General features: G+C 70.2%; 22 protein-coding genes and 1 pseudogene. 10 read left to right on the forward strand and 13 right to left on the reverse strand.

Translation table 11 applies throughout. The annotated features are described in order from the left end of the window. Window positions 1–497 precede the first annotated feature (497 nt). The 5 genes from rplI to ACQPXG_RS45990 form a co-directional block, all read right to left on the reverse strand. Window positions 498–944 carry a 50S ribosomal protein L9 gene (gene rplI, locus ACQPXG_RS45970; protein ID WP_433465443.1) on the reverse strand — a complete coding sequence of 149 codons (447 nt, stop codon included), beginning with the start codon at window positions 942–944 and terminating at the stop codon, window positions 498–500. Between the two features lie 16 nt (window positions 945–960). After that, window positions 961–1,197 (reverse strand): 30S ribosomal protein S18, encoded by a 237-nt coding sequence (gene rpsR, locus ACQPXG_RS45975; protein ID WP_019631633.1) that lies wholly within the window; start codon window positions 1,195–1,197, stop codon window positions 961–963. A gap of 83 nt (window positions 1,198–1,280) precedes the next feature. Further along, window positions 1,281–1,859 (reverse strand): single-stranded DNA-binding protein, encoded by a 579-nt coding sequence (locus ACQPXG_RS45980; RefSeq protein WP_433465444.1) that lies wholly within the window; start codon window positions 1,857–1,859, stop codon window positions 1,281–1,283. Window positions 1,860–1,896: 37 nt separating this feature from the next. Further along, window positions 1,897–2,187, reverse strand: coding sequence for a 30S ribosomal protein S6 (rpsF, locus tag ACQPXG_RS45985; RefSeq protein ID WP_433465445.1), 291 nt, complete (start codon window positions 2,185–2,187; stop codon window positions 1,897–1,899). Between the two features lie 204 nt (window positions 2,188–2,391). Further along, window positions 2,392–2,556 (reverse strand): hypothetical protein, encoded by a 165-nt coding sequence (locus ACQPXG_RS45990; protein ID WP_433465446.1) that lies wholly within the window; start codon window positions 2,554–2,556, stop codon window positions 2,392–2,394. 196 nt (window positions 2,557–2,752) lie between these two features. Here ACQPXG_RS45990 and ACQPXG_RS45995 point away from each other — a divergent pair, with 196 nt between their 5' ends. The 3 genes from ACQPXG_RS45995 (at window position 2,753) to ACQPXG_RS46005 (ending at window position 4,522) form a co-directional block, all read left to right on the forward strand. Next, the gene (locus ACQPXG_RS45995; RefSeq protein WP_433465447.1) at window positions 2,753–3,058 is read left to right on the forward strand and encodes a hypothetical protein; all 306 of its coding nucleotides are present in this window, start codon (window positions 2,753–2,755) and stop codon (window positions 3,056–3,058) included. Between the two features lie 108 nt (window positions 3,059–3,166). Next, window positions 3,167–3,934: a deoxyribonuclease IV gene (locus ACQPXG_RS46000; RefSeq protein WP_433465448.1), complete on the forward strand. Its 768-nt coding sequence runs from the start codon at window positions 3,167–3,169 to the stop codon at window positions 3,932–3,934. A gap of 204 nt (window positions 3,935–4,138) precedes the next feature. After that, on the forward strand, window positions 4,139–4,522 hold the full coding sequence (locus tag ACQPXG_RS46005) for a DUF4190 domain-containing protein (RefSeq protein ID WP_433465449.1): 384 nt from the start codon (window positions 4,139–4,141) through the stop codon (window positions 4,520–4,522). Window positions 4,523–4,565: 43 nt separating this feature from the next. Here ACQPXG_RS46005 and ACQPXG_RS46010 read toward each other — a convergent pair whose 3' ends face one another. Next, a complete protein-coding gene (locus tag ACQPXG_RS46010) occupies window positions 4,566–5,123 on the reverse strand; it encodes a barstar family protein (RefSeq protein ID WP_433465450.1) in 558 nt (185 codons plus the stop codon). 239 nt (window positions 5,124–5,362) lie between these two features. Here ACQPXG_RS46010 and ACQPXG_RS46015 point away from each other — a divergent pair, with 239 nt between their 5' ends. Beyond that, window positions 5,363–5,830: a hypothetical protein gene (locus ACQPXG_RS46015; protein ID WP_433465451.1), complete on the forward strand. Its 468-nt coding sequence runs from the start codon at window positions 5,363–5,365 to the stop codon at window positions 5,828–5,830. Between the two features lie 116 nt (window positions 5,831–5,946). Beyond that, window positions 5,947–6,873, forward strand: coding sequence for a MerR family transcriptional regulator (locus ACQPXG_RS46020; protein ID WP_433465452.1), 927 nt, complete (start codon window positions 5,947–5,949; stop codon window positions 6,871–6,873). Here ACQPXG_RS46020 and ACQPXG_RS46025 read toward each other — a convergent pair. The 4 genes and pseudogenes from ACQPXG_RS46025 to ACQPXG_RS46040 all read right to left on the reverse strand — a co-directional run. Continuing rightward, window positions 6,870–8,303: a glycosyltransferase family 87 protein gene (locus tag ACQPXG_RS46025; RefSeq protein ID WP_433465453.1), complete on the reverse strand. Its 1,434-nt coding sequence runs from the start codon at window positions 8,301–8,303 to the stop codon at window positions 6,870–6,872. The two genes, ACQPXG_RS46020 and ACQPXG_RS46025, sit on opposite strands and share 4 nt — an antisense overlap. Before the next feature lie 95 nt (window positions 8,304–8,398). Beyond that, window positions 8,399–10,834, reverse strand: coding sequence for a transglycosylase domain-containing protein (locus ACQPXG_RS46030; RefSeq protein ID WP_433465454.1), 2,436 nt, complete (start codon window positions 10,832–10,834; stop codon window positions 8,399–8,401). A gap of 437 nt (window positions 10,835–11,271) precedes the next feature. Next, complete coding sequence (locus ACQPXG_RS46035; RefSeq protein WP_433465455.1) at window positions 11,272–13,866, reverse strand: transglycosylase domain-containing protein; 2,595 nt, start codon at window positions 13,864–13,866, stop codon at window positions 11,272–11,274. Window positions 13,867–14,705: 839 nt separating this feature from the next. Continuing rightward, window positions 14,706–14,993: pseudogene (locus tag ACQPXG_RS46040) on the reverse strand (hypothetical protein); the annotation flags it as partial. Window positions 14,994–15,167: 174 nt separating this feature from the next. Here ACQPXG_RS46040 and ACQPXG_RS46045 point away from each other — a divergent pair. The 4 genes from ACQPXG_RS46045 (at window position 15,168) to ACQPXG_RS46060 (ending at window position 20,263) form a co-directional block, all read left to right on the forward strand. Beyond that, the gene (locus tag ACQPXG_RS46045; RefSeq protein ID WP_433465456.1) at window positions 15,168–15,800 is read left to right on the forward strand and encodes a helix-turn-helix transcriptional regulator; all 633 of its coding nucleotides are present in this window, start codon (window positions 15,168–15,170) and stop codon (window positions 15,798–15,800) included. Between the two features lie 67 nt (window positions 15,801–15,867). Further along, window positions 15,868–16,947: an inositol-3-phosphate synthase gene (locus tag ACQPXG_RS46050; protein WP_433465457.1), complete on the forward strand. Its 1,080-nt coding sequence runs from the start codon at window positions 15,868–15,870 to the stop codon at window positions 16,945–16,947. A 200-nt stretch (window positions 16,948–17,147) separates the two neighbouring features. Beyond that, window positions 17,148–18,920 carry an ABC transporter substrate-binding protein gene (locus ACQPXG_RS46055; protein WP_433465458.1) on the forward strand — a complete coding sequence of 591 codons (1,773 nt, stop codon included), beginning with the start codon at window positions 17,148–17,150 and terminating at the stop codon, window positions 18,918–18,920. Between the two features lie 26 nt (window positions 18,921–18,946). Next, the gene (locus ACQPXG_RS46060) at window positions 18,947–20,263 is read left to right on the forward strand and encodes an MFS transporter (RefSeq protein WP_433465459.1); all 1,317 of its coding nucleotides are present in this window, start codon (window positions 18,947–18,949) and stop codon (window positions 20,261–20,263) included. A gap of 33 nt (window positions 20,264–20,296) precedes the next feature. On the opposite strand, the gene ACQPXG_RS46065 is transcribed toward ACQPXG_RS46060, so the two are convergent. The 3 genes from ACQPXG_RS46065 to ACQPXG_RS46075 form a co-directional block, all read right to left on the reverse strand. Further along, a complete protein-coding gene (locus ACQPXG_RS46065; RefSeq protein WP_433465460.1) occupies window positions 20,297–21,610 on the reverse strand; it encodes an adenosylmethionine--8-amino-7-oxononanoate transaminase in 1,314 nt (437 codons plus the stop codon). Beyond that, window positions 21,607–21,789, reverse strand: a complete 183-nt coding sequence (locus ACQPXG_RS46070) for a hypothetical protein (RefSeq protein WP_433465461.1) — start codon at window positions 21,787–21,789, stop codon at window positions 21,607–21,609. Before ACQPXG_RS46070 ends, ACQPXG_RS46065 begins: the two co-directional genes overlap by 4 nt. A gap of 82 nt (window positions 21,790–21,871) precedes the next feature. Next, window positions 21,872–23,467 (reverse strand): CCA tRNA nucleotidyltransferase, encoded by a 1,596-nt coding sequence (locus ACQPXG_RS46075; protein ID WP_433465462.1) that lies wholly within the window; start codon window positions 23,465–23,467, stop codon window positions 21,872–21,874. Between the two features lie 383 nt (window positions 23,468–23,850). Between ACQPXG_RS46075 and ACQPXG_RS46080 the strand changes: the two genes are divergently transcribed. Next, entirely contained in the window at window positions 23,851–24,387 is a 537-nt protein-coding gene (locus ACQPXG_RS46080) for an aminoacyl-tRNA deacylase (protein WP_433465463.1), read from the forward strand. Window positions 24,388–24,524: the final 137 nt, after the last annotated feature.

The following is a 24,524-nucleotide window of genomic DNA, read 5'->3' on the forward strand; positions in this document are numbered from 1 at the left end:
GTTGATCTCTCAAACACACGGCGATTCACGGACGTTTCACAAGAAACACCACCGAACCCGCCCCCTCCGCACCACAGGAGGCCGTAATCAATGCCAAAACAGCCGCTGGCAGAACACCCAACACACGCCCAAACGACCGCAACACCCCCGGCTCAGTCCCCAACAACCGTCACGACCACCGCTGTGCTGATTGCAGCGCACTCCTCCTTCGGGCCTTGGAGGCCCTCCATCGTCGTGCACTGCGTGCGATCGCTGCATCGCTCCGGCTCGCCTGGCGGCTCACTGCGCGATCAGTTTCTCGCTCCGCTCGAAACTGCCTTCGGACGCGATCGCGACGGCCCAGGTCGCTGCGTGGTCGCGGTGGTGGTCGAGCACCGTTCGCACCTCTGTGGGGCGCCTCCCGTCGGCTCGTGGCCCCAAGGGGAGAGAAAAGCAATAAACACACCAACGACCCCCGCACCCTGGTGGGTGCGGGGGTCGTCGGGTGGAGCGGTGTGTCAGGCTTCGAGGACGTTGACGTCGATCGTCGCGTTGACGTCGCTGTGCAGGCGCACGCTGACCCGGTGGGTGCCGACGGTCTTGATCGGGTTGCCGATCTCGATGCGGCGGCGGTCCAGGTCGGGGCCGTCGGCGGCCTTGACCGCCTCGGCGATGTCGGCGGCCGTCACGGCGCCGAAGAGGCGGCCGTTGCTGCCGGTGCGGGTGCGCAGCGTGACGCGCAGGCCACCGAGCCGGTCGGCGACCTCCTTGGCGTGCTCGACGGTCGCGATCTCGCGGGCCGAACGCGCCTTCTTGATGGAGTCGATCTCCTTCTCGGCGCCCCGGGTCCACTTGATCGCGAATCCGCGGGGGACGAGGTAGTTGCGGCCGTAGCCGTCGCGGACCTCGATGACGTCGCCGGGCTCGCCGAGCCCGGAGACCTGCTGGGTCAGGATGAGCTTCATGATCTTTCCCCCTGCCTCAGCGCGCGGTGCTGGTGTACGGCAGCAGCGCCATCTCGCGGGCGTTCTTGATCGCCGTGGCGACGTCCCGCTGGTGCTGGGTGCAGTTGCCGGTCACCCGCCGGGCACGGATCTTGCCGCGGTCGGAGATGAACTTCCGCAGCAGGCCCGTGTCCTTGTAGTCGACGTAGGAGATCTTCTCCTGGCAGAAAACGCAAACCTTCTTCTTCGGCTTGCGGGGAGGTGGCTTCGCCATCGTGGTGCTCCTTTGGGAGAGCCCCGCTCACGCGGGAATGGACGTGTACTGGATCTTGCTCGGGTCGCGCCGGGGCGACGGGTCTAGAACGGCGGGTCGTCGGAGAAGCCTCCGCCGCCGCCACCGCCCCCGGTGGCCCAGGGGTCGTCGGCCGGGGCGCCGCCCTGCTGGCCGCCGCCGAAGCCGCCGCCCTGCTGGTTGCCGCCGCCGAAACCGCCGCCCTGACCACCGCCGCCGCCGAAGCCGCCACCGCCTTGGCCGCCACCGCCGCCGAAGCCGCCGCCACTGCCGCCCTGCCGCTGGGTCTTGTTGACCTTGGCGGTGGCGTTGCGCAGCGACGGGCCGACCTCGTCGACCTCGACCTCGAAGACGGTGCGCTTCTCACCCTCGCGGGTCTCGTAGGAGCGCTGCTTGAGGCGTCCCTGCACGATCACCCGCATGCCGCGCTGCAGGGTCTCGGCCACGTTCTCGGCGGCCTGCCGCCAGACGTTGCAGGTGAGGAACAGCGCCTCGCCGTCCTTCCAGTCGCCCGCCTGGCGGTCGAAGAACCGCGGGGTCGAGGCGATGCGGAAGGACGCGACCGCCTGGCCGCTCGGCGTGAAGCGCAGATTCGGGTCCTCGACGAGGTTCCCGACGATCGTGATTACGGTGTCGCCTGCCATGGGGCTCGCTCCGGCTGCTGAGAGGGCTGAGCCAGGCTCAGTGGACCTCGGGGCGGATGACCTTGGTACGGAGGATCGACTCGCTCAGGTTGAGCTGCCGGTCGAGCTCCTTGACCGTGGCAGGCTCAGCCGACAGGTCGACCACCGCGTAGATGCCTTCGGACTTCTTCTGGATGTCGTACGCCAGGCGCCGGCGGCCCCAGACGTCGACCTTCTCCACGCTGCCGCCGTCGTCCTTGACGACCTTCAGGAACGGGTCGAGCGCGGCGTTCGCGGTGCGCTCGTCGACGGCGGGGTCGAGAATGGCCATGAGTTCGTAACGACGCATGCTGTGTCCCTACCTCCTCTGGACTGATGCGGTCACGGTCTCTCCGTGACAGGAGGGCTCTTGCGTCTCCCGCGGCGGCGCCGGACCCCGGATCGCCGGGCGCGCCTGCCGCGAGACCGGTACAGGCTACCAACACTCGGCAGCGCACAGGCCCATTCCCGCAGGGAGGCCCGCCCGTACCGCGCCTGCGGCGGCCGACCGGGGTCAGCGTCTCGCGCGTTGCTGGGCGGGACGGGAACAGCGCCGGCGTTCCAGCTCGGCCATGATGTCGACCATGCGGGCGCGCATGCGGGCGGTCTGGGTCGTCAGCAGCGTGAGCTCCTCGACGAGCTCCGCGTCACCGATGAGCCCCAACTCCGCTTTCGTCACGGTGGTGCACCTCCTCGGACCCGAGCCGGTGTTCTCGAATCCATGTTCGACAGTACCGGGTGCCGCCGACATTTCCGCACCCCCGCGCCGGTTGATCTTCGCCTCGGCTGGGCATTCCTTTACCCGCATGGTCCGTCCGGTCCCGCGTTCACCGTGTGCCCCAGGCGCGGGAGCCACGACCTGGAGGAGGAGCCCGATGCCGCAGGAGGCGACCGGCGCGCGTCAGCCCGCCACCCGCACCCAAGCCGAGGCCGAGCCGCACCGGTTTCAGGACGTGCTCGCTGTGGCCGCGGTCACGATCGGGATCGCCGCGCTGATCCTGGGCTGGATTCCGTCGACCCACTTCGTCGGGGCGGTCCTCGGCGCGGTCGGCCTGCCGCTCGCGCTGTACTCCCAGATGATCTCCGCGACGACGAACGAGCGCTGGCTGAACGTGATCGGCATGATCGCCGCGTTCGTCGGCGGCGGCTTCGCGCTGAGCAACGGCGGCTTCTCGCTCTGACCTCGCCGCGCCGTCCGGCCAGGGCGGCCGGGGTCATGTGCTTCCCGGCGTCCGGGCGGACTCCGGACGTGCGCGCGGGTGTCGTAGGGCGCGGCTAGGCTCGTGGGCATGCGCATCGGAGCCCATGTCGATCAGAACAACCCGCTCGACAACGCCCGCGCGATCGGCGCCGACGTCGTCCAGTTCTTCCTGGGCGATCCGCAGGGCTGGAAGAAGCCCGTGCTGCCGGAGGGCGTCGAGGCGCTGGAGGGTTCCGGCGTGGACGTCTATGTGCACGCCCCGTACACGATCAACGTGGCGACGTCGAACAACCGCATCCGGATCCCGAGCCGCAAGAACCTCACCCAGCAGTTGGAGGCGGCCGCGTCCATCGGTGCGAAGGCGCTGATCGTCCACGGCGGGCACGTGCTGAAGGACGACGACCCGGAGACCGGCTTCGAGAACTGGCGCAAGGTGTTCGAACGCATCGAGTGTCCGATTCCGGTCTACATCGAGAACACCGCGGGCGGCGGGAACGCCATGGCACGCAGGTTCGACCGGATCGCCCGGCTGTGGGAGGTGCTGTCCGGTGTCCCGGGGCTGGACTCCAAGCTCGGTTTCTGCCTCGACACCTGCCACGCGCACGCGGCGGGGGAGGAGCTCGTCGACGCCGTCGACCGGATCAAGGCCGTCACGGGCCGCGTCGACCTGGTGCACTGCAACGACAGCCGGGACGCGTTCGGATCGGGCGCCGACCGGCACGCCAACCTGGGCGGCGGCAGCATCGACCCGGAGCTGATTCTGGCCGTGGTCCGGGCGGCGGGCGCCCCGGTCGTGGTGGAGACTCCCGCCGCCGGACAGGCCGGCGACATCTCGTGGTTGCGTTCGAAACTCTGACGATGCGGAGTCGGCGATCATCGCCGGTGTCCGGGAACCCCGGCGAGCGGTCCGGCATCTAACCGGGCGTGGATTTAGAAACCGCGTAGCCCTGGCCTGACGACAAAATCCGAAGGTCACGTCACACTGGCATAATCCGGAACCCAGCCCTCAGCGCACGCGTGTTCTCTCCGGCGGCGGGCGCGCGAACCGATCGGGAAGCACATGGCACAGCCCCCTTACGACCCCTACGGCTACGGCTCGCAGGACCCCTACGCCCAGCAGTACTCCCAGCCCCCGGCGGTCCAGCACCACTACTACGGCGGGCCCTCGATGCCGGTCGCCCGGCCGACCAACGGCATGGCCACGGCGTCGCTGGTGTGCGGGCTGATCGGCTTCTTCGCCTGCGGTATCACGTCCATTCTGGCGGTCATCTTCGGGCATGTGTCGCTGGGCCAGATCAAGCGGACGGGCGAGGGCGGTCACGGGATGGCCGTCACCGGGCTGATCCTCGGTTACCTGATCTCCGCCGGCTGGCTGCTCATCCTGCTCTTCTACATCCTGGGCATCGCGATGTTCGCCGCGAGCAGCGGCTCCAGCACCTACTGATCCAGGGCCGGCCAGGCCGCCCCCTACCGGCCGGGCCGCCCCTTCAGGCGAGCCGGGGGACGCCCGCCACCTCCACGCCCACGCTCGACATCAGCACCGTCATGGGGGTGGGGGTGTCCCGCCAGGCCTTCACCGCGCCGGCGAACACGTCCAGGACGGCGCGCAGCGACCCCGGGTCCGCGTCGGCGAGTTCCGCCCACGACTCGTAGAGCACCACGTAGCCGTTCTTCGCGGGCGTCCACGACAGGTCCTTCAGGCACTCGCCGAGATCGTCCCAGTCCGCGCCCGCCCCGTCGGGCAGCTCGAAGACGCCGGCGCACAACCGCAGGAGCGAACGGCTGTCCCGGGCCCGGCGGCCGTCGAGATGGAACCCGCGCCAGCCGGCCTCCTCGGCGCGCTCCGTCCAGCTCGTGTCGCCGACCGCGCCCGGCACGGGCGGCGTCCGCCACTGGTAGACGCCCGGCTCCAGCCGTCCTGCGAGCAGCTCGGTCAGTGCTTGGTTCGCGTCCACGTCATCTCCCCGCAGTTCCTGCGTCCCCGCGGTCCGCGGGGTCCCGGGGCGACCGGCCCCGTCCGCCGCGAGCATTTCCCCGGCACTCACCGCGAAATCCCCTGATATCGGCAGATTCTGGCCAGGGCCTGCGACGCCGCGTCCGCGATCGTCGCACAGCGGCCCGGCCCGTCCCGCCATCGACGCGCTGACCAGCGCCGATCCGCGCCGCACCCGAAGGGTCTTGACAACGTCTCTCGCCGTTCCCTATTCTCTCGTTTAGAGAGATGCTCACAAGAAGAGCAACTCTCGGAGCGAGGTAGTTGCCCGATTCCGAAAGGAACACAGAGATGGACACCACGCCCACCACCGCCGAGACCACGACCCGCGTGCACGCCCACTACGAGAACACCAAGAAGCTCGGCCACTGGACGACCGGCCGCCTCTTCGAGGTGCGCGCCCGCCGCGGCATGGTCGTCCTGGACCTGCGCTCGCCGCGGATCCCCGACGGCGACATCGAGATCGCGGTCGACCTCGACCACTCGATGGTGAAGCTGCTCGTCCCGCAGGACGCCGAGATCGAGCACTGGGACCTGCGCTACACCGGCCGCGGCCGCGTCAAGGACTGGACGGGTGAGAACGGCGGCGGCCGCCGGGTCCGGATCACCGGCGAGATCCGGCACGGGGAGATCCGCGTCCACCGCGGCGGCGTCGCCACCCTGTCCGCGATGTTCTCCCGCGAGTTCGTGCAGGACGTCCGCCGCGCCCGCCGCGAGGGCACGACCCCCAGCGTCGCCGACCCCGCCCACGAGGGCTGACCCCTCCCGCGCCGGAGGCCCGTCCCGCCGGGACGGGCCTCCGCCATGCTTACCTGGTCCCGGTGTGCGGATCCGGGGTTGAGTCTCCAGTGGCTGGAGGCCGCAGGGTGGGGGACATGGACGGCGACACCTTGTACACGATCGGCGAACTGGCGCAGCGCACCGGGCTCTCGGTCCGGACGATCCGGTTCTACTCCGACGAGGGTGTCGTGCCGCCCACCTGCCGTACCGAGGCCGGTTACCGGCTGTACGACGCGGACGCAGTCGCGCGCCTCGATCTGGTGCGGACGCTGCGGGACCTCGGCGTCGACCTCGGCACCGTCCAGCGGGTGCTGGACCGGGAGGTCGGCGTCGGGGACGTCGCGGCGGCGCACGCGGAGGCGCTGGACGTGCAGATCCGCACGCTCCGGCTGCGCCGGGCCGTGCTTCGGGCGGTGGCGAAACGTGGATCCAGTCCCGAGGAGATCGAAATCATGAACAAGCTCGCCCGGCTGTCCGACGAGGAGCGGCGCCGCATCATCACCGACTTCATCGACGAGTCGTTCGCCGGACTCGACCTGAACCCCGACTTCGAGGCGAAGATGCGGTCCGCGCTGCCGCGACTGCCCGACGACCCCGAACCCGAGCAGGTCGACGCCTGGGTCGAGCTGGCCGAGCTGGTCGGCGAGCCGGACTTCCGGGCGGCGGTACGGCGGATGGCCGAGTACCAGGCCGCCGACATCGAGAAGGGCACCTACCCCGAGGACCCGGCGCGACTCGGCCGGTTGACGGGCGAGAAGGTCGCGGCCGCGATCGCGGACGGGATCGAGCCCCGTTCGGACGCGGCCCGCCCCATCGTCGACGAGCTGGTGGCCGCCTACGCGGAGGCGTTCGGCGCCACGGACGACGCCGAGTTCCGGCGTGAGCTGCGGAGGCGGACGGAGATCGGTACCGACCGGCGCGCGGAACGGTACTGGCAGCTGATCGCCATCATCAACGGCTGGCCTGTCTGGCCCACGATGACTCCGTCGTTCGAATGGTTCATCGAGGCACTGCGCGACTAGGACGCCAAGGGGACGCCGACGTGGTGGGCGCCGCGCCAGCGGCGCAGCGACACCACGTCGGCCGCCCCGTCGAGGACGCCGCCCGCCGGGTCGTCGACCCCGTCCGACCGGACGAGGTCCATGGACGGGCGCAGGATGTCCAGCACCACCAGCGCGGCCAGCATGAGGACGGTCACGAACCGGGCGAGCAGCGCCAGGGTGTAGACGTCCTGGCTGATCCCGCCTTCCGGAGCGTCCAGGTTCAGCACCGCCGACATCGTCCCGGACAGGTCGGCACCCGGCGTCTGGCCCGACACCGACAGCAGGAACCACCAGATGCCGAAGAAATAGGCGATCTCGCCGAGCTGCCAGACGACGAACGCGGGCAGTTTCGGGCGCGCCAGCACCGCGAGCGGCAGCAGCCACAGCACGTACTGCGGCGACCAGACCTTGTTCGGCAGCATGAACGCGACCATCACCAGGAACATCAGCTGCGGAAGGCGCGGCCGGCGCGGCGCGGTGAGCGCGAGGACGGCGATCCCTGCGGCGAGGACGAGGAACGTCCCCGTGCCGATGAGGTTCAGCAGATCGGTGTCGGACGAGGGCTTCTCCAACCCGTGGTCCTGCAGGACGAAGAAGATGGAACCCCAGTCGATGCCGCGTTTCTGGCTGAAGGTGTAGAACTCCTTCCAGCCGTCCCACGCGAAGGCCATCACGGGGAGGTTGACGAGCAGCCAGCCGGCGGCGGTGGCCGCGAGCATCCGTCCCATGGCGCGCCACTGCCCCGCGCGGACGCACAGCAGGACGAGCGGGCCGAGGAACAGCAGCGGATAGAACTTCGCCGCGATCGCCAGGCCGAGCAGCCCGCCCGCGAGCGCCGGGCGCCGCGCCGACCAGGCGGCCAGCGCCAGCGCCGACAGTGCCACCGCGAGCAGATCCCAGTTGATGTAGGCGGTGAGGAGCAGCGCGGGGGACAGCCCCACCATCAGGCCGGTGCGCAGCGACCGCCGTCCGGCCGCGTAGGCCGTGGCGAGGACGGCCACGACCGCGAGGACGGCGAGGAGCAGCACGGTGACGTTGTAGAAGGCGAGCCCGCGCCCGTCCACCCCGAACGGCTTGACCAGCCACGCGACCAGCTGCATGAAGCCGCCGCTCAGCACCGGGTACTCGACGTAGTGGATGTCGGTGCCGGTGAACGAGTCGAAGTACGGGAGCTTCCCGTCGCTCAGCCCGCGCACGTAGTAGAGCGGATAGATGTCGGTGTAGCAGGCGCTCGACGTCGTCTTGAGGAAGTCGAACCGGACCGACGCGCACGGCTGTTTCTGCAGCCAGCCGAGCAGGCACACCAGGGCGGTGAGGCCCGTCAGTACCGGCGCGAGCCGCATCAGCCGGCCTGGTCCGTCCGCCGGGGGGCGGTCGGCGGACATCGCGAGCCTCTCAGTGGACGACATGGACAGCAAGACTATTCGCCCGAACGGCACTCTGATCAAGAAGGGACGGCCCGGAGCCGCCGCAGGCTCCGGGCCGTCCCGTCACGGAGAGGCCGCTACTGGGTGGTCGGGTTGTCCTGGTCTCCCTTTCGGCAGGCAGGGTCGTTCCTGTGCTCGGGCTTCGCACACCACCAGCTCTTGTCGCCTTCGGGTGGAATGTCGGGGTTGCAGCCGAGCGGCATGTTGTACTGGTCGCAGGGCACGCCCTGGTTCGGCGGCGTGATCGTCGGCGTGTCCGTCGGGTTCGGCGACTGCTGCTGGCACGGCTGCTGCTGGTTCTGGTTCTGGTTCTGGCCCGGCTGGCAGGTCGGCGTGGTGCTCGGCTTCGGTGACGCGGACGTGCTGGGCGCCGGCTTGGGCTTCGCCCACGGGGCGACCTGGCCGCCGTTGACCGCCGGCGGGAACTGCGAGATCTCCTTTTTCTCCAGCGCCTTCAGCATGAAGGTCTTGAAGAGCTCGGCCGGGACCGTACCACCGTAGACCTGGCTGTAGTTGCCGACGCCGATCAGCGACTTGCGGTTGCCGTTCTTGTCCTGCCGCCACATCGCCGCCGACGTCGCGAGCTCCGGCGTGTAGCCGACGAACCAGGCGGACTTGTTCTCGTCCGTGGTACCGGTCTTACCGGCGACGGGACGGGCGCCGAGGCTGGCGCGGGTACCGGTACCGGAGGTGACGACCGCCCGCATCGCGGCGGTGGCGTCCGCCGCGACGCCCTCGGAGAACGCCGTCGTGGGCTTCTCGTAGGGCAGCTTCTCCAGCGCCTTGTTCTGGTTGTTCACGACATCGCGGCCCTTGTTGTCGGTGATCTTGGCGATCACGTGGGCCTGCCGGTGCTTGCCCCCCGCGGCGAAGGTCGAGTAGACCGACGCCATGGTCACGGCGCTCGCGTCGATGACGCCCAGGGGGAGCGAGGTGATGTCGTCCTTGAGGTCCTGGGTGCCCTTCGGGATGCCCATCTTCTCGGCCATGTCCACGACGTTGCCCAGCTGAACCTTCTGGCCCAGGTCCACGTACGCGGTGTTGATCGACATCGCCGTCATCTGCTTGAGGTTGTAGACCCCGTTCTCGGAGCGGCTGTCGTTGGTGAAGGTCGCGCCGCCGATGTTGCGCTTGTAGCTGCCGTCCATCGTGGTCTGCAGGCTGATGCCCTGGTCGAGCGCGGTGGCGAGGACGATCGGCTTGAACGACGAACCGGGCTGCACCTTGCCCTGGAAGGAGTTGTCGAACTGCTGCTTCTTGTAGCTCGGGCCGCCGTAGGCGGCCACCACCCCGCCGGTCCTCGGGTCGACCGCGGCGAGCCCGAACTGGATGTCGCTGCGGAGCCCGTTCTGCTTCCGGATCTGGTTGACGGCCTTGTTGGTGTAGTCCTGCAGGTTCTTGTCGAAGGTGGTCGTGATCTTCAGGCCGCCGGTCTCCAGCATCGTCTCGTCGATGCCGAGCGTCTTCAGCTCGTTGATCACCCGGTCCTGCAGGTAGCCGGCGTTCGGGTCGTCCGGGGCGTCGCTCCAGTTCTTCTGCGTCTGCGGGAACTTCGCCTGCGCGCGCTTGCCCTGGTCGAGCCAGCCCTTCTCGACCATCCCGTCGAGGACGTAGTTCCAGCGGTTGATCAGCGCCTGCTTGGCGGGGTTGGACGCCGGGCCGTAGGTGGCGAAGTAGCCCGGCCGCTGGATCATCGCGGCGAGCATCGCGGCCTGCGACTCGTCGATCTCGGTCACGGGCTTGTGGAAGTAGGCGCGGGACGCCGCCTGGATGCCGTACGCGTGGCGTCCGAAGGGGACGGTGTTGAGGTAGAGCTCAAGGACCTTGGACTTCTCCATCTCCTTGCCCATCCGGATGGAGATGAGGATTTCCTTGAACTTACGGCTGACCGTGCGGTCCTGGCTGAGGTTCGCCCAGTAGTTCCGGGCCAACTGCTGGGTGATCGTCGAGGCGCCCGCGACCTCGCCGCCGGTCGCGGCCCGGTACATCGCGCCGGCGATGCCGGCGGGCGAAACGCCCGGCTCGCTCCAGAAGTTGCGGTCCTCCGCGGCGAGCACCGCGTTCTGGACGTGCTTCGGCACCTTGTTCAGCGCGATGTCCTCGCGGTGCGTGCCGATCCGCGCGAGCGTCGACCCGTCCGAGTAGGTGATCGTCGACTCCTGGCGGAGCGCGGCCTGCTGCTTCGCGGTCGGAATCGGGGTGTTGACGTAGGCGACGACGACGAGCGTGGCCAAGCCGAGGATCATCACGCTGACGACGGCGACCATGATCTTCCAGGACGGGACGTAGCGCCGCCATCCGGTCTTCTTCGGGTCGTCCGTGCGCTTCTTCTCGCGCCGGCCGCGACCCTCGTCGCCCCAGAAACCGTCGTCCCCGCCACCGGAACCGCCGCGGCCGCCCGGGCCACCGGGCCCGCCGGGACCACCCGGCCCGCCAGGGCCGCCCGGTCCACCGGGGCCGCCAGGCCCGCCGGGGCCTCGCCTGCCGGGACGGACGGCGCCGCCCGAACGCATGGCCGCGGGCGCGCCGCGGCGCCGGGTGCCGCCGGGTGCTCCCCCGCGTGAGGGCCCGCCGACCCGTCCGCCGGGCCTGCCTCCGGAGCGCGGTGTCCGGCCGGGTGTCGGCGAGCCCGACGGCCCGCCGCGCTGCCCGCCTGAGGGCGTGCCAGACGAGCCGGGGCGGGGGGAGCCCCTCCGGCCTGAGCTCTCTCCGTAGTCCGGTCCGTATCGGCTTGGGTTACTCACGCGGCCTCATCAACTGGGGTACGGCTGTGCGTCGTCCGAGCGTACTGTTTCCCCGGCGCCGCGGGGGTCGATGAGGCGAGGCTCGCCTTCCTCGGGACGGACGGACGCACACGGTCATGGCCGCTGGCGTGCGGCAATTCGCGAGGATGCTTCATGTCACACCACCGATCTCTACAGGACGGTTCGGTTCGCGAGGGTCCGCCGGTTCATTCCGGCGGCCTTGTCAACGGCAGCAGAGGGCTGAGGCTCTGGGTGTTGGGGCGGCCGCCCCGCCCGTCCCGGCAGGCCCTGTCACCTTGGTGGATCTGGCACCACCAGCGCGGCGGCGGGTTGCTCGGCGGCTTGTTCGGGTCGCAGTTGGTGTTCTGGAACGGCGACTGGCACGGCGGCAGCTTGCCCGGCTTCCCGCCGTCGTCCTGGCAGCGCGGGTCGAACTTGCCGATCGGAGAGTTGCACCACGGCGGCTTGCCGTCCTTTTTCTTCTTCTCCGGCGGCTTGGCCCACTTCTGTACGATTCCGCCCCACGCGGGCGGCGGGAACGCCTGGGCATCCATGCCCTGCACGGCCTCCGCCATGTAGGACCGCCAGATGCGGGCGGGGATCGTGCCGCCCTCCACCTCGCCGATCCCCGGGAGGATCACCGACTTCTTCTTCCCGTCCGGCCCCACCGCGTCGTTGTAGATCGTCACCGCGGTCGACATCTGCGGGACGTAACCGATGAACCACGACGAGACGTTCCGGTCGGTCGTACCGGTCTTGCCCGCGGCCTGGCGACCGTCCGGCAGCGCCGCCGCCGTCGCGGTGCCGCTCTTGATGACCTGCTGCATCGCGTACGTGGCGTCCGCCGCGACCTTCGGGCTGAACACGCGGTGCTTCTCGTAGTTCGGCTTCAGCCGCACCGTCTTGTTGTCGGACTCCTTGACCGTGCGGATGACGTGCGGCTGGTGGTACACGCCTCCGTTGGCGAACACCGAGTAGCCCGCCGCCTGCTCGATCGGACGGATGTTGTTGACGCCCAGCGCGAGGTTGAGGCAGCACTTGTGCGGCGTCAGCAGGTCGGACGCGATGCCGGCGTCCGTCTCGGTCTTGATCGCCTCTTCGATGCCGACCTTGCCCATCAGTTGGATGAACGCGGTGTTCACCGAATCCTTGGTCGCCGTAATCAGGTTGATCGCCGGGCCCACGTTATGGCTGTTCGGAACCATCACCGCGTTGGGGTCGTCCTTCGACACGACGTTGCCCTGCGGGTCGATCGGGATCTTCGACCGTCCCTCGACGAGGCTCTTCAGGCTGTAGTTCTGCTTCAGCGCCGTCGCAAGGACGTACGGCTTCATCGCCGACCCGGCCTGCGCCGAGCCCTGCCACACGTTGTCGAAGGACTGGTCCAGGTAGTTCGGACCGCCGTAGAACGCGACGACCTCGCCGTTCGCGGAGTTCACCGACACGAGGCCGACACGGATCTTCTTCTTCGCGAGCTTCTTCGGGTTCACCTGCGGGACGGTGTGCTCGGCCGCCTGCCTGGCCATCGCCATCTTCTTGCGGTCGAACGTCGTGTAGACCCGCAGGCCCTTGGTGGTCAGCTCCTTGTTGTCGATCTTCAGCCGGCGGAGCTCCTCCTTGGCGCGCATCAGCATGTAGCCGCGCTGGCCGCCGTAGAGCTGGTCGCTCGTGCCCGCCTTCCGCATCTTGGGAAGCCGCTGCATGTACTTGTCGGCCTCGGCCTGGCTCAGCTTGCCCATCGAGACCATGCCCTTGAGCGTGTACTGGTACCTCGCGGTCACCCAGTCCTTGTTCGCCTTGTCCGCCGGGTCGCGGTTCGGGTTCTGGATGAGGCCGCCGAGGAGCGCGGCCTGGTCCGGCTTGAGGTTCCACACGTCCGTCCCGAAGTACTCGCGGGACGCCGCCTGGATGCCGTAGGTGTCGCGGCCGAAGTAGATCGTGTTCAGGTAGAGCTTGAGGATCTCGTTCTTGGAGTGCTCGTCCTCCAGCTTCAGCGAGATGAACAGCTCCTGGAACTTCCGGCTGACCGTCCGGTTGTTCGGGTCGGAGTAGTAGTTCTTCGCGAGCTGCTGGGTGATCGTGGAGCCACCGCCCGACCCGCCGGTCAGGTTGTCCCACACCGCCCGCGTCGTGCCCTTGACCGAGAACCCGGGGTCCGTGCGGAAGCTGCGGTTCTCCGCCGCGAGCACCGCGTTCTGGACGTGCGGCGGGACCTTGTTCAGCTCGACGCTCTGCCGCTTCTTGCCGATCCGGCCGATCTCCGTGCCGTCGGTGTAGTAGAAGATCGACGCCTGGTCCTCGACGCCCGCGACGGTCGGCTCGGCGGGCGTCGGCGTGTTCGCGTACGCGACCCAGATCAGCGTGATGAACGCCGCGAAGCCGAGCAGGGAGACTCCGGCCACGAACTTCCAGGACGGGATGAACCGCCGCCAGCCCGTGTTCCTGGACCGCAGATGGCCGAAGAAGCCCTTCTTCTGCGGCGGCACCGGCCGTCCGGGCCCGCCCGGCCGATTCGGCCCGCCGGGGCCACCGGGGCCGCCCGGGCCTCCAGGGCCGCCGGGACCGGCAGGACCGCCGGCTCCCACGGACCCGTTTGCCGCGCGCGTTCCCTTGCTGCGGAACTTCGCGGTCACCTTCGAGCCGAGGTCCTGTCCCATCTTCCCGAACTCGCCGAGCTTGTCGCGCACGCCCGGTTTCGGTGCCGCGCCGGCCGCGCCGAACCCTGCCGGGCCGGCGGCTCCGGGCGCGTTCAAGGCAGGAGGCCCGCCGACCACCCCGGGCCCGCCAGGTACTCCACCCATGCCGAACCCACCAGGCGCTCCCGGTCCCCCGGGGGCACCGGGCCCGCCGAATGCCCCGGGCCCGCCTGCCGGACCAGGCCCGGCCATCGCACCGGGCCCACCGGGAGTGCCCGGTATCCCAGAGCCACCCGACGCGCCACCGCGCGGGACGGGCAGGGCGGGCCCGGACGGGCCCGCGGGCATGCCGCCGGCGCCCGGCCCGCTCGACGGCACGAGTCCACCGGGCGTGTTGGACGCACCTGGCATTCCCGGTCCGGCCGGAGCCGGGCCACCGCTCATCCCCGGACCGGCCACGCCAGGTCCGGCGGGCGTGCCGGAGGCACCAAGCGCATGAGAGCCACCAGGCGAGGCAGGGCCGGCGGGCGCGGCAGGGCCACCTGGCGCAGCAGGGCCGGCGGGGGCACCGGGACCGCCCGGTGCGCTCGGGCCGGACGGCGCGTCCTGGCCGAGCGGGCCGCCGGACGGGGCCGGGGCGCCCGGTGGTGACTGGGCCGGTGGTGACTGAGCCGGTGGTGACTGGGCCGGCGGCGCGGCGTGGCGGCCCGATGACCGAGGCGACTGGATCGCGGGCGTCGGCGTGATCGGTGTGGCCTCGCTGGGAGAACCCGGCACACCGCCGGGGGCGGGGGCCGAGGGACCGCCCATGAAGCCGGGGCCGTCCGCGGGAGTCCCCGGCGGGCCGGGGTTCTGCGGGGTGCCGGATACGCTCCCCGGGCTCGTCCCGGCGGACTCGCCCTGGGCACCCGGAAGGCCGGAATCGCCGGAGTCGCCGGGACGGGGATTCTGCTGCCCGCCCGGCCTCTGCGACCCGGATTCCGGTCGGGGCTGGCTTGGATTACTCACGCGACCTCATCAACAGGGGACAACGGGTGTTGCCGAGGGCCAGGGGGCGGTCCCCCGGCCTTGTTGCGGCTCGTGCGCCGTCCGAAGAGTACTGTGCGGGCTGGTGAGCGGGGGGAACGCATTGCACGGCGAAGAACGCCCCGGCCCGTCAACGCCCCCGAAGATCGGCGGATCCTCCCTGCTCGGCTACCGCTCGGGGTCTGCTCCCCGTGGCCGAGAACGTCCGGCGTGGCCAGGTGGTTCCATGCGCAACTTTGACACACTTCCGCCACATACACCCTGAATTCTCCGCATTTGCGATATGCCGCGCGGACCCGCGCGGACGCGCCTCAGGTAGCCCCAGGTAGATCGCCACTTGCCAAGGACGGCCTGAGCTACGTATCTTGTCGATGTATCGAGTCGATACATTCACTCGATACATCGGTTCGAGACATCGGCTCCGCGGGAGAGGGATCGGGATGGCGGCCAAGAAGGGCGCGGGCGTGCTGGAGCTCGCCGTGCTCGGACTGCTGCACGAGTCCCCGATGCACGGCTACGAGCTGCGCAAGCGGCTCAACGCCCTGCTGGGCATGTTCCGCGCGTTCTCGTACGGCTCGCTCTACCCGTGCCTCAAGCAGCTCCTGGCCAATGGGCTGATCATGGAGGACCGTCCGGAGGAGCCGAACGCCCCCCTGGCGCTGCAGAGCCGCCGGTCGAAGATCGTTTACAAGCTCACCGCCGACGGCAAGGAGCGCCTCCAGCAGCTTCTGACCGAGGCCGGTCCGGCGTCGTGGGAGGACGAGGGGTTCGGCGTGCACTTCGCCTTCTTCTCCCACACCCGCGCCGACGTCCGGCTGCGGATCCTCGAAGGCCGGCGCAGCCGGCTGGAGGAGCGCCTGGAGAGCGTCCGCGCCGCCCTGGCGCGAACCCGCGAGCGGGTCGACTCCTACACCCTGGAGCTGCAGAACCACGGGCTGGAGTCCGTCGAACGCGAGGTCCGGTGGCTCAACGAGCTGATCGGGCGCGAGCGGGCCGAGCAGGAACAGCAAGCGCAGCAAGCACTGTCAGATAAGCGAATTGATCAGGACATGCCTCGGGACGAGGGCCGCTGAGCGGCCCGGTGCCTTCGAGGACGGGTGAAACACACCACATGTTCCGCAAGAGAGAAGGAGCAACCGGATGGGTTCGGTGCGCGTAGCCATCGTGGGTGTGGGCAACTGCGCCTCTTCACTCGTCCAGGGTGTCGAGTTCTACAAGGACGCGGCCCCCGACACGCGAGTCCCCGGCCTGATGCACGTCCAGTTCGGCGACTACCACGTGGGCGACGTGGAGTTCGTGGCGGCGTTCGACGTGGACGCCAAGAAGGTCGGGATGGACCTGTCCGAGGCCATCCACGCCAGCGAGAACAACACCATCAAGTTCGCCGACGTGCCGCCGACCGGCGTGACCGTCCAGCGCGGGCACACCTTCGACGGGCTCGGCGAGTACTACCTGGACATGGTCGAGGAGTCCGACGCCAAGCCGGTCGACGTCGTGCAGGCGCTGAAGGACGCCCAGGTGGACGTCCTGGTGTCGTACCTGCCGGTGGGCTCGGAGGAGGCCGACCGCTTCTACGCCCAGTGCGCCATCGACGCCAAGGTCGCGTTCGTGAACGCGCTGCCGGTGTTCATCGCGAGCGACCCCGAGTGGGCGCAGAAGTTCACCGACGCGGGCGTCCCGATCGTCGGCGACGACATCAAGTCGCAGGTCGGCGCCACCATCACGCACCGCGTCATGGCCCGCCTGTTCGAGGACCGCGGCGTTGAGCTGCTGCGCACCTACCAGCTCAACTTCGGCGGCAACATGGACTTCATGAACATGCTGGAGCGCAAGCGCCTCCAGTCCAAGAAGATCTCCAAGACGCAGTCGGTCACCTCGCAGATCCCGCACGAGATGGCGAAGGCGGACGTGCACATCGGCCCGTCCGACCACGTGCCGTGGCTCGACGACCGCAAGTGGGCCTACGTGCGGCTGGAGGGCAGGTCGTTCGGCGACACGCCGCTCAACCTGGAGTACAAGCTGGAGGTCTGGGACTCCCCGAACTCCGCCGGCGTCATCATCGACGCCGTCCGCGCCGCCAAGATCGCCAAGGACCGCGGCATCGGCGGCCCGATCCTGTCGGCCAGCTCCTACTTCATGAAGTCGCCGCCCGAGCAGTACAACGACGACCAGGCCCACGACGCGGTGGAGAAGTTCATTCGCGGCGAGGTCGATCGCTGAGCGGAACGGTCCGCGGCTCTCGCTGAGAGTCTGATCACAAAGTTCCCAAGGGACGCCCTGGCAGTGGACATACCACTGTCAGGGCGTCCTTACTTTCTGTAGAAGAAAACGGTGATGTACCGGCCCTTTGTCACTCTCTGGCCCTACTGTGACACCGCCGGTGACTGCGCGCCAGGTTCCGAGTCTTCAGAGGTGAGAACGTGACGGCACGCGAGATGATCAAGGTGACGGCAGGGCTGACGGGCCTGGTGATGGGGCTCGCCGGATGCGCCGGCGGGGGTGACGACGCGTCGGCGGCGGGCGCCTCCCGCCAGGGCGGCACGCTGCGGGTCGTCGGCTCGTCCGACGTCGAACACCTCGATCCCGCGTCCGTGTCCAGCGTCGGCGCGTACGGGCTCGTCCGCACGTTCGCCCGGACGCTGTTCGGAACGCGCGCGTCCAACGACTTCCAGGAGACGGTCCCCGTCCGGCCCGACGTGGCGGCCCGGATCCCGACGCGCGAGAACGGCGACGTCGGCAAGAACCGCCGCACCTACACGGTGCGCCTGCGCGAGGGCGTCCGGTGGAACACGAGCCCGCCGCGCCCGGTGACGGCGCACGACTTCGTCCGCGGCTTCGAGCGGCTCTGCAACCCGTCGGCACCGTCCGCCGGCAAGAGCTACTTCGTTTCCACGCTCACCGGCATGGACGACTTCTGCCGCGGCTTCGGCTATGTCGACGCGAAGGACGCCAAGGCGATCGCCGCCTACCAGCGCGCCCACGAGATCGCGGGTGTTCACGCCAAGGACGACAGGACCCTCGTCTTCAAGCTGAAGCGCCCGGCCAGCGACTTCCTCAACCTGCTGTCGCTGCCGTTCACCGCCGCGGCACCGCAGGAGTACGACCGGTACGTTCCGGACAGCGCGGAGTTCCGGCAGCACACGATCTCGGACGGCCCGTACCAGATCACCGACTACCGGCCGGGCATCTCCTACCTGCTCGCCCACAATCCGGCCTGGCAGCCCGGCGCCGACCCGCTGCGCGAGCGGCACGTGGCGAAGATCGAGATCACGCTCGGGCAGGACTCGCCGGAGGCCGTCCAGCAGCAGATCGAGCAGGGCACCGCCGACCTCGCGTGGGACCAGCCCGTCCCGACATCGGCGATTCCCCGGCTGCGGAACGACCCGCGCTTCGCCATCAGGGAGATCCCGAACAACAGCCCGTACCTGGTGTTCAACGCGCGCAGCCCCAACAACGGGGGCGCGCTCGGCGACCGGGCGGTCCGGCAGGCGCTGGAATACGCCGTCGACCGCAGCGCCCTCATCAAGATCGTCGGCGGGCCGTCGGTGGCCGAGCCGCTGCACACGGTGATCCCGCCCGGCAACTCCGGATACTCGGCCCTGAACCACTACCCGACGCCCGACGAGTCCGGCGATCCGGCCAAGTGCCGCGAACTGCTCGGCAAGACGGGCCACGCCGGCCTCAAGCTGAAGTTCCCGTACCGCACGAACAGCGTCCACAAGCTGCTCGCCCAGTCCATCGCGGAGAACCTCGACGCCTGCGGGGTCGAGACGGAACTGACCGCCGACTCCGGAGGCTCCTTCTACGCCGGCACCCTCGGCACGCCCGCACGCGCCCGCGCGGGCGAATGGGACATCGCCGCCCCCGGCTGGGTGCCCGACTGGTACGGCAACAACGGCCGTTCGATCATCCAGCCGCTCTTCGACGGCCGCACCTACGGGCAGAACAGCAACAACTACGGCGGCTACGACAACCCGCAGGTGAACGCCCTCATCGACGCGGCCCTCACCGCGTCCGACGCCGGCCACGCGGCGGGCTACTGGCAGCAGGCCGACCAGAAGATCATGGAGGACGCCGCGATCGTCCCGCTGCTCGACCGCGCCCAGACGCTCTTCCGCTCGTCCCGCGTGCACGGCACCCTGTTCCTCCCGACCACCGCAGGCTACGACTACACCCACCTCTGGCTCAGTTGACCCAGGGCGGCGCATACGCTGGTCGGATGCGAGCGGGCGAGTTGCGGGAGATCCTGCGCGGGCGGGATTTCCGGCGGCTCTACGGGACGCGGCTGACCTCGCAGCTGACCGACGGCGTCTTCCAGGTGGCGCTGGCCGGTTACGTGTTCTTCTCGCCCGAACGGCAGGCGACGGCCGCCAAGGCCGCCGCCGCGTTCGCGGTGACGCTGCTGCCGTACTCGGCGCTCGGTCCGTTCGCCGGGGTGTTCATCGACCGGTGGCAGCGGCGGCAGATCCTCGTCTGGACGCCGGTCCTGCGCGCCGTGCTGGTGCTGCTGGTCGCGGCGCTCGTCGCCGCGGGGCAGGACGGCCTCGGCTTCTTCCTCGGCGTGCTCCTGGTCCTCGGCGTCAACCGGTTCTTCCTCGCCGCGCTGTCGGCGGCGCTGCCGCACGTGGTGCGGCGCGACCATCTGGTCACGGCGAACGCGTTCTCGGTCACGTCCGGGACGGTCATCGCGTTCGCCGGTGCGGGCGCCGGCTTCCTGCTGCGGCGGCTCTTCGGCGCCGGGCACGACGGGACGGCGCTGATCCTCGTGTCGGCGGCGGCGCTGTTCCTGCTGGCGGGCCTGATCGCGACGATGCTGCCGAAGCGGCTGCTCGGCCCGCACCCGCCCGAGGACGCGCCGCCCGGGGCGCCCAGGGCGGACGCGCCGAGGATCGTCGAGGCGCTCGGCGGCGTCCTGAACGGGCTGGTGGACGGGGCGCGGCACATGGCGCGCCGCCCGCAGGCGGCGCTGGCGCTCGGCGCGATCTCGTTCCACCGGTTCCTGTACGGCATCGTCCTGATCATGACGCTGCTGCTGTGCCGGAACCATTTCGCCGGCGACCCCGACCGGGGGCTGCGGACGTTCGCGCTCATGCTCGGCGTGTCCGGCGCCGGGTACTTCGCGGCCGCGCTGATCACACCGCCGGTGGTGCGGCGCATCAGCAAGCAGGCGTGGGTGGCGTTGCAGCTCGGCGGGGCGGCGCTGAGCCTGCTCGTCTTCGGGATGCCGTTCGCGGAACGTCCCTGGGCGGTGGGCGCGTTCCTGCTCGGCGTCGTGTCGCAGGGCGTGAAGCTGTGCGTCGACACGACACTGCAGGAGACGATCGACGACGCCTACCGGGGGCGGGTGTTCGCCGTCTACGACATGCTGTTCAACGCGACGTTCGCCGCTGCCGCCGCCGCTGCCGCCACCTGGCTCCCCGCGGACGGCCGCGCCGCCTTCACCCTCCTCGCCGTGATCGCCGCCTACGCCGCGGGCGCCGTCGCCTACCGCACCGCCGCGTCCCGCGTGCGGCGCCCGGCCCACGCCCTGCGCTGATCGGCCCCGGCCGCCGACGCCTTGCGTCGGGCGCTACAGGGACTCGGCTATGGCGTGGAGCGCGGCGGCGATGTGGAGGACCTCGTCCTCCGTGCAGACATACGGGGGCATCGTGTAGATCAGCGTGCCGAAGGGGCGGAGCCATACGCCGTGCGCCATGGCGATCTCCTGGACGGCCTCGACGTCCACCGGCTCCCGCGCCTCCACCACCGCGATCGCGCCGAGGACGCGGACGTCCGCCACCCCGGGCAGGGCCGCGGTGTCCTGGAGTTCGCTGGTCAGGATCGCCTCGATGGTGTCCACCTCGTCCCGCCAGTCGCGGGACAGCAGCAGGTCGATGGAGGCGGACGCGACGGCGGCGGCCAGCGGATTGGCCATGTACGTCGGGCCGTGCCTGAGGACGCCCGCCTCCCCGGACGCGATGCCATGGGCCACGCGGTCGCTGCACAGGGTGGCGGCCATGGTCATGTATCCGCCGGTCAGGGCCTTGCCGAGGCACATGATGTCCGGAACGACCTCGGCGTGGTCGCAGCCCCACATCTCGCCCGTCCGGCCGAACCCGGTGGCGATCTCGTCCAGGATCAGCAGCAGGCCGTGCTCGTCGGCGATGTCGCGGAGGGCGCGCAGGTACTCGGGGGCGTAGAAGCGCATGCCGCCGGCGCCCTGGACGATCGGTTCCGCGATGACCCCGGCGAGTTCGCCGGCGTGCTCGGCCGCCAGCCGGGACAGCTCGTCCAGGAACGCCTGGTCCGGGTCGGCCGAGTACCCGATCGGCGGCGGGGGCGCGAACACGTGCCTGGCCAGGACGTCGTTGAACAGGTGGTGCATCCCGTTCACCGGATCGCAGACGGCCATGTCCCCGAACGTGTCACCGTGGTACCCGCCCCGGATCGTCAGGAGCCGGTGCCGCTCGGGGCGCCCCTGCGACCGCCAGTACTGCAGCGCCATCTTGATCGCGACCTCGACCGCCACGGACCCGGAGTCGGCGAAGAACACCTTGGTCAGCGGCTCCGGCGTGATCTCCACGAGCCGCTCGGCGAGACCGACCGCGGACGGATGCGTCAGCCCGCCGAACATCACGTGCGCCATCTTGCCGAGCTGGCCCGTGACGGCCGCGTTCAGCTTCGGGTGGTTGTAGCCGTGCACGGCCGCCCACCACGACGACATCCCGTCGATCAGCTCGGTGCCGTCGGCGAGCGTCAGCCGCACCCCGTCCGCCGACACGACCGGCAGAACGGGCGAGGACGCGGGCATCGGCGCATACGGATGCCAGATGTGCTCGCGGTCGAACTCCAGCATCCGCTCGGCCGCCCCGGGACTCATCCGCCCCAACTGCAACGGAATCACGCGTCCCCCTCCTCGCCCCGGAGCACGGCCCCGGCCGCCTCGGCATCCACCAGCCCCGCCACCTCACCACACCCGTTCGCGCCACTACCGGTCGAGTCGCCGTCAGTCGCTGCGCCGTCGGCAGCGGCCACGGCCGCACCGACATCCACCACGCCCGCCATCTCACTGCGCTCGTTCACGCGCCGCTGCCGTTCGTGTCGCCGCCGGTCGCGGCCATGGCCGCACCGGCGTTCATCAGGCCCTTCACCTCACTGCGGCCGTTCACGCGCCATCGCCGGTCGAGTCGCCGTCGGTCGGATCGCCGTCGGTCGGATCGCCGTCGGTCGCGTTGGCGGTGGGGGCCGAGCCGTCCGGCTCGTCGGGCTTCTGTTCTTGGCGGCCGGTGTTCTCGCGGCCGGGCGCTTCGCCGGAGGGTGTGATGCCCTCGGCGGCGGCCCAGGTGCGGAGGGCGTCGGCGGCGGCTTCCTTGCCGATGATGCCGCGGTCCAGGCGGACGTCGAGGAGGAACCGGTAGGCGCGGCCGACGAGAGGACCGGGGGTGATGCCGAGGATCTCCTGGATCTCGTTGCCGTCGATCTCCGGGCGGATCGCGGCGAGCTCCTCCTCCTCGGCCAGCCGCTCGATCCGCACCTCCAGGTCGTCGTAGGTGCGGCGGAGCCGGTCGGCCTTGCGCCGGTTGCGGGTCGTGCAGTCGGCGCGGGTCAGCTTGTGCAGGCGGGTGAGCAGCGGGCCGGCGTCGCGGACGTACCGGCGGACGGCCGAGTCCGTCCACTCGCCGGTGCCGTAGCCGTGGAACCGCAGGTGCAGCTCGACCAGGCGGGACACGTCCGAGATGACGTCCTTCGGGTAGCGGAGCGCGGTCAGCCGCTTGCGGGTCATCTTCGCGCCGACGACCTCGTGGTGGTGGAACGACACCCGGCCGCCCGCCTCGAACCGGCGGGTCCTCGGCTTGCCGATGTCGTGCAGCAGCGCCGCGAGCCGCAGGACGAGGTCAGGCCCCTCCTGCTCCTGCGCGATCGCCTGCTCCAAGACGATCAGCGAGTGCTCGTAGACGTCCTTGTGCCGGTGGTGCTCGTCGATCTCCAGCCGCAGCTTCGGCAGCTCGGGCAGGACGTGCGCGGCGAGCCCCGTCTCGACGAGGAGCGCCAGGCCCTCGCGGGGGTGGCGGCCGCAGATCAGCTTGGACAGCTCGTCCCGGACGCGCTCGGCGGAGACGATCTCGATGCGGGGCGCCATGTCCTTCATCGCGCGGACGACGTCCGGCGCGACGGTGAAACCGAGCTGCGAGGCGAACCGGGCGGCCCGCATCATCCGGAGCGGGTCGTCGCTGAAGGAGTCCTCGGGCCTGCCCGGCGTCCGCAGGACCTTGCGCTGCAGGTCGGTGAGGCCGCCGAACGGGTCGACGAACTCGTGCCCGGGCAGCCGCGCCGCCATCGCGTTGACCGCGAAGTCGCGGCGGCGCAGGTCCTCGACGAGGGACGTCCCGTAGGAGACGTCCGGCTTGCGGGACTTCGGGTCGTAGGACTCGCTGCGGTAGGTGGTGATCTCCAGCTCGACGCCGTCCTTGCGGAGGCCGATCGTGCCGAACTCGATGCCGATCGTCCAGTGCGCGTCGGCCCAGCCGCGGATGATCTCCAGGGTGCGCTGGGGCGGCGCGTCGGTGGTCAGGTCCACGTCCTTGGTCGGACGGCGCAGCAGCGCGTCCCGGACGGGCCCGCCGACCAGCGCCAGCTCGTGACCGGCCGCCGCGAACCGGGCGCCGAGGTCGTCGGCGACGGGGGCGATCCCGCGCAGCAGCTCGGCGATCGCGGTGGGCCGCGAGGGCTCTGGGGTCACGTTCTGGTTGGGCACGGCCATCGAGCGTATTTCCTTGATTGAAGAGCTGACAAAGGACTTTCTGGCGATGGCCCCGGGTCCGCGCGGGAGTCCTTTCGGGGCCGAAGGAGGACGGGCCCCTTCTCAGGCCGCGATCCCCGGGTTACGTTCTGGACACCCCGATGACGCCATGCGCGACCCGGTGAGCCTCCCGCACGACAACGGTAGCGGGATCCATAAGGGCCACGGTCCGCCGCACGTGCGGCAGAGGCGCATCGCGAGGGTTTTACGTGACGTATGACATGGGTTAGGCCAGTCGTTCCGGGTATGTGGGGATATTCCCCGCAGAGTGCGAAGCACGGGGACAACGGGAAGACCAGGTCCGGGGGTGAGCGGGGACACACCCCCGCGGGATGGAGCCGAACATGAAGGACGCTCTCGCCATCCACCGCGCGCTGCTCGAATGGGAGACCGTGCACGAGATCGTGCGGCTGCCCGTCGCGATGGCCGACGCGGACGAACTGCCCAAGGCGCTCGGCCTTCCGGCGGAACGGTGCCTGGTGACGCGCGTCTACTCCTGCGAGAGCGTCCGCCGCGGCCAGCGGTTCCTGACCGGGGTGATCGTCCCGGCGGGGCGGCCGCCGCAGGCGGAGGCGGTGCGGCTCGCCGTCGGCGCCCGTACCGTCCGCCCGGCGCCCGCGGACGTGGTCAACGCCGTCACCGAGTACGCCGCGGGCCTGGTCTGCCCGCTGCTGCTGCCGGACTCCATGCCGCTGCTGATCGACCATTCCCTCGTGGATGGGCTCCCCGCCGACGACGTCGTCTACACCGCGACCGGTGAGGCGTCCACCGCGCTCGGCATCAGGGCCGCCTCCCTGTACGCCCTCTGCCACGCGAAGCCCGTCGACCTGCCCGCCCCGCCGTCCACCCCGGCCACCGGTATGCGCCGGGTGCGCACCTGAGCCGCCGAAGCGAGCGCGGGAGCCGCCCGGAGGGCCGAGCACGGCAACGCCATGAACACCGACGGACTAACATCGGGGCCGTGGTGCGGGAAATCTCTGCCCGCCGTCCTTTGCCTGTCCTCACGGGGCCGGACGGC

The sequence above is a fragment of the Spirillospora sp. CA-128828 genome (assembly GCF_050945415.1).
Taxonomy (GTDB): domain Bacteria; phylum Actinomycetota; class Actinomycetes; order Streptosporangiales; family Streptosporangiaceae; genus Spirillospora.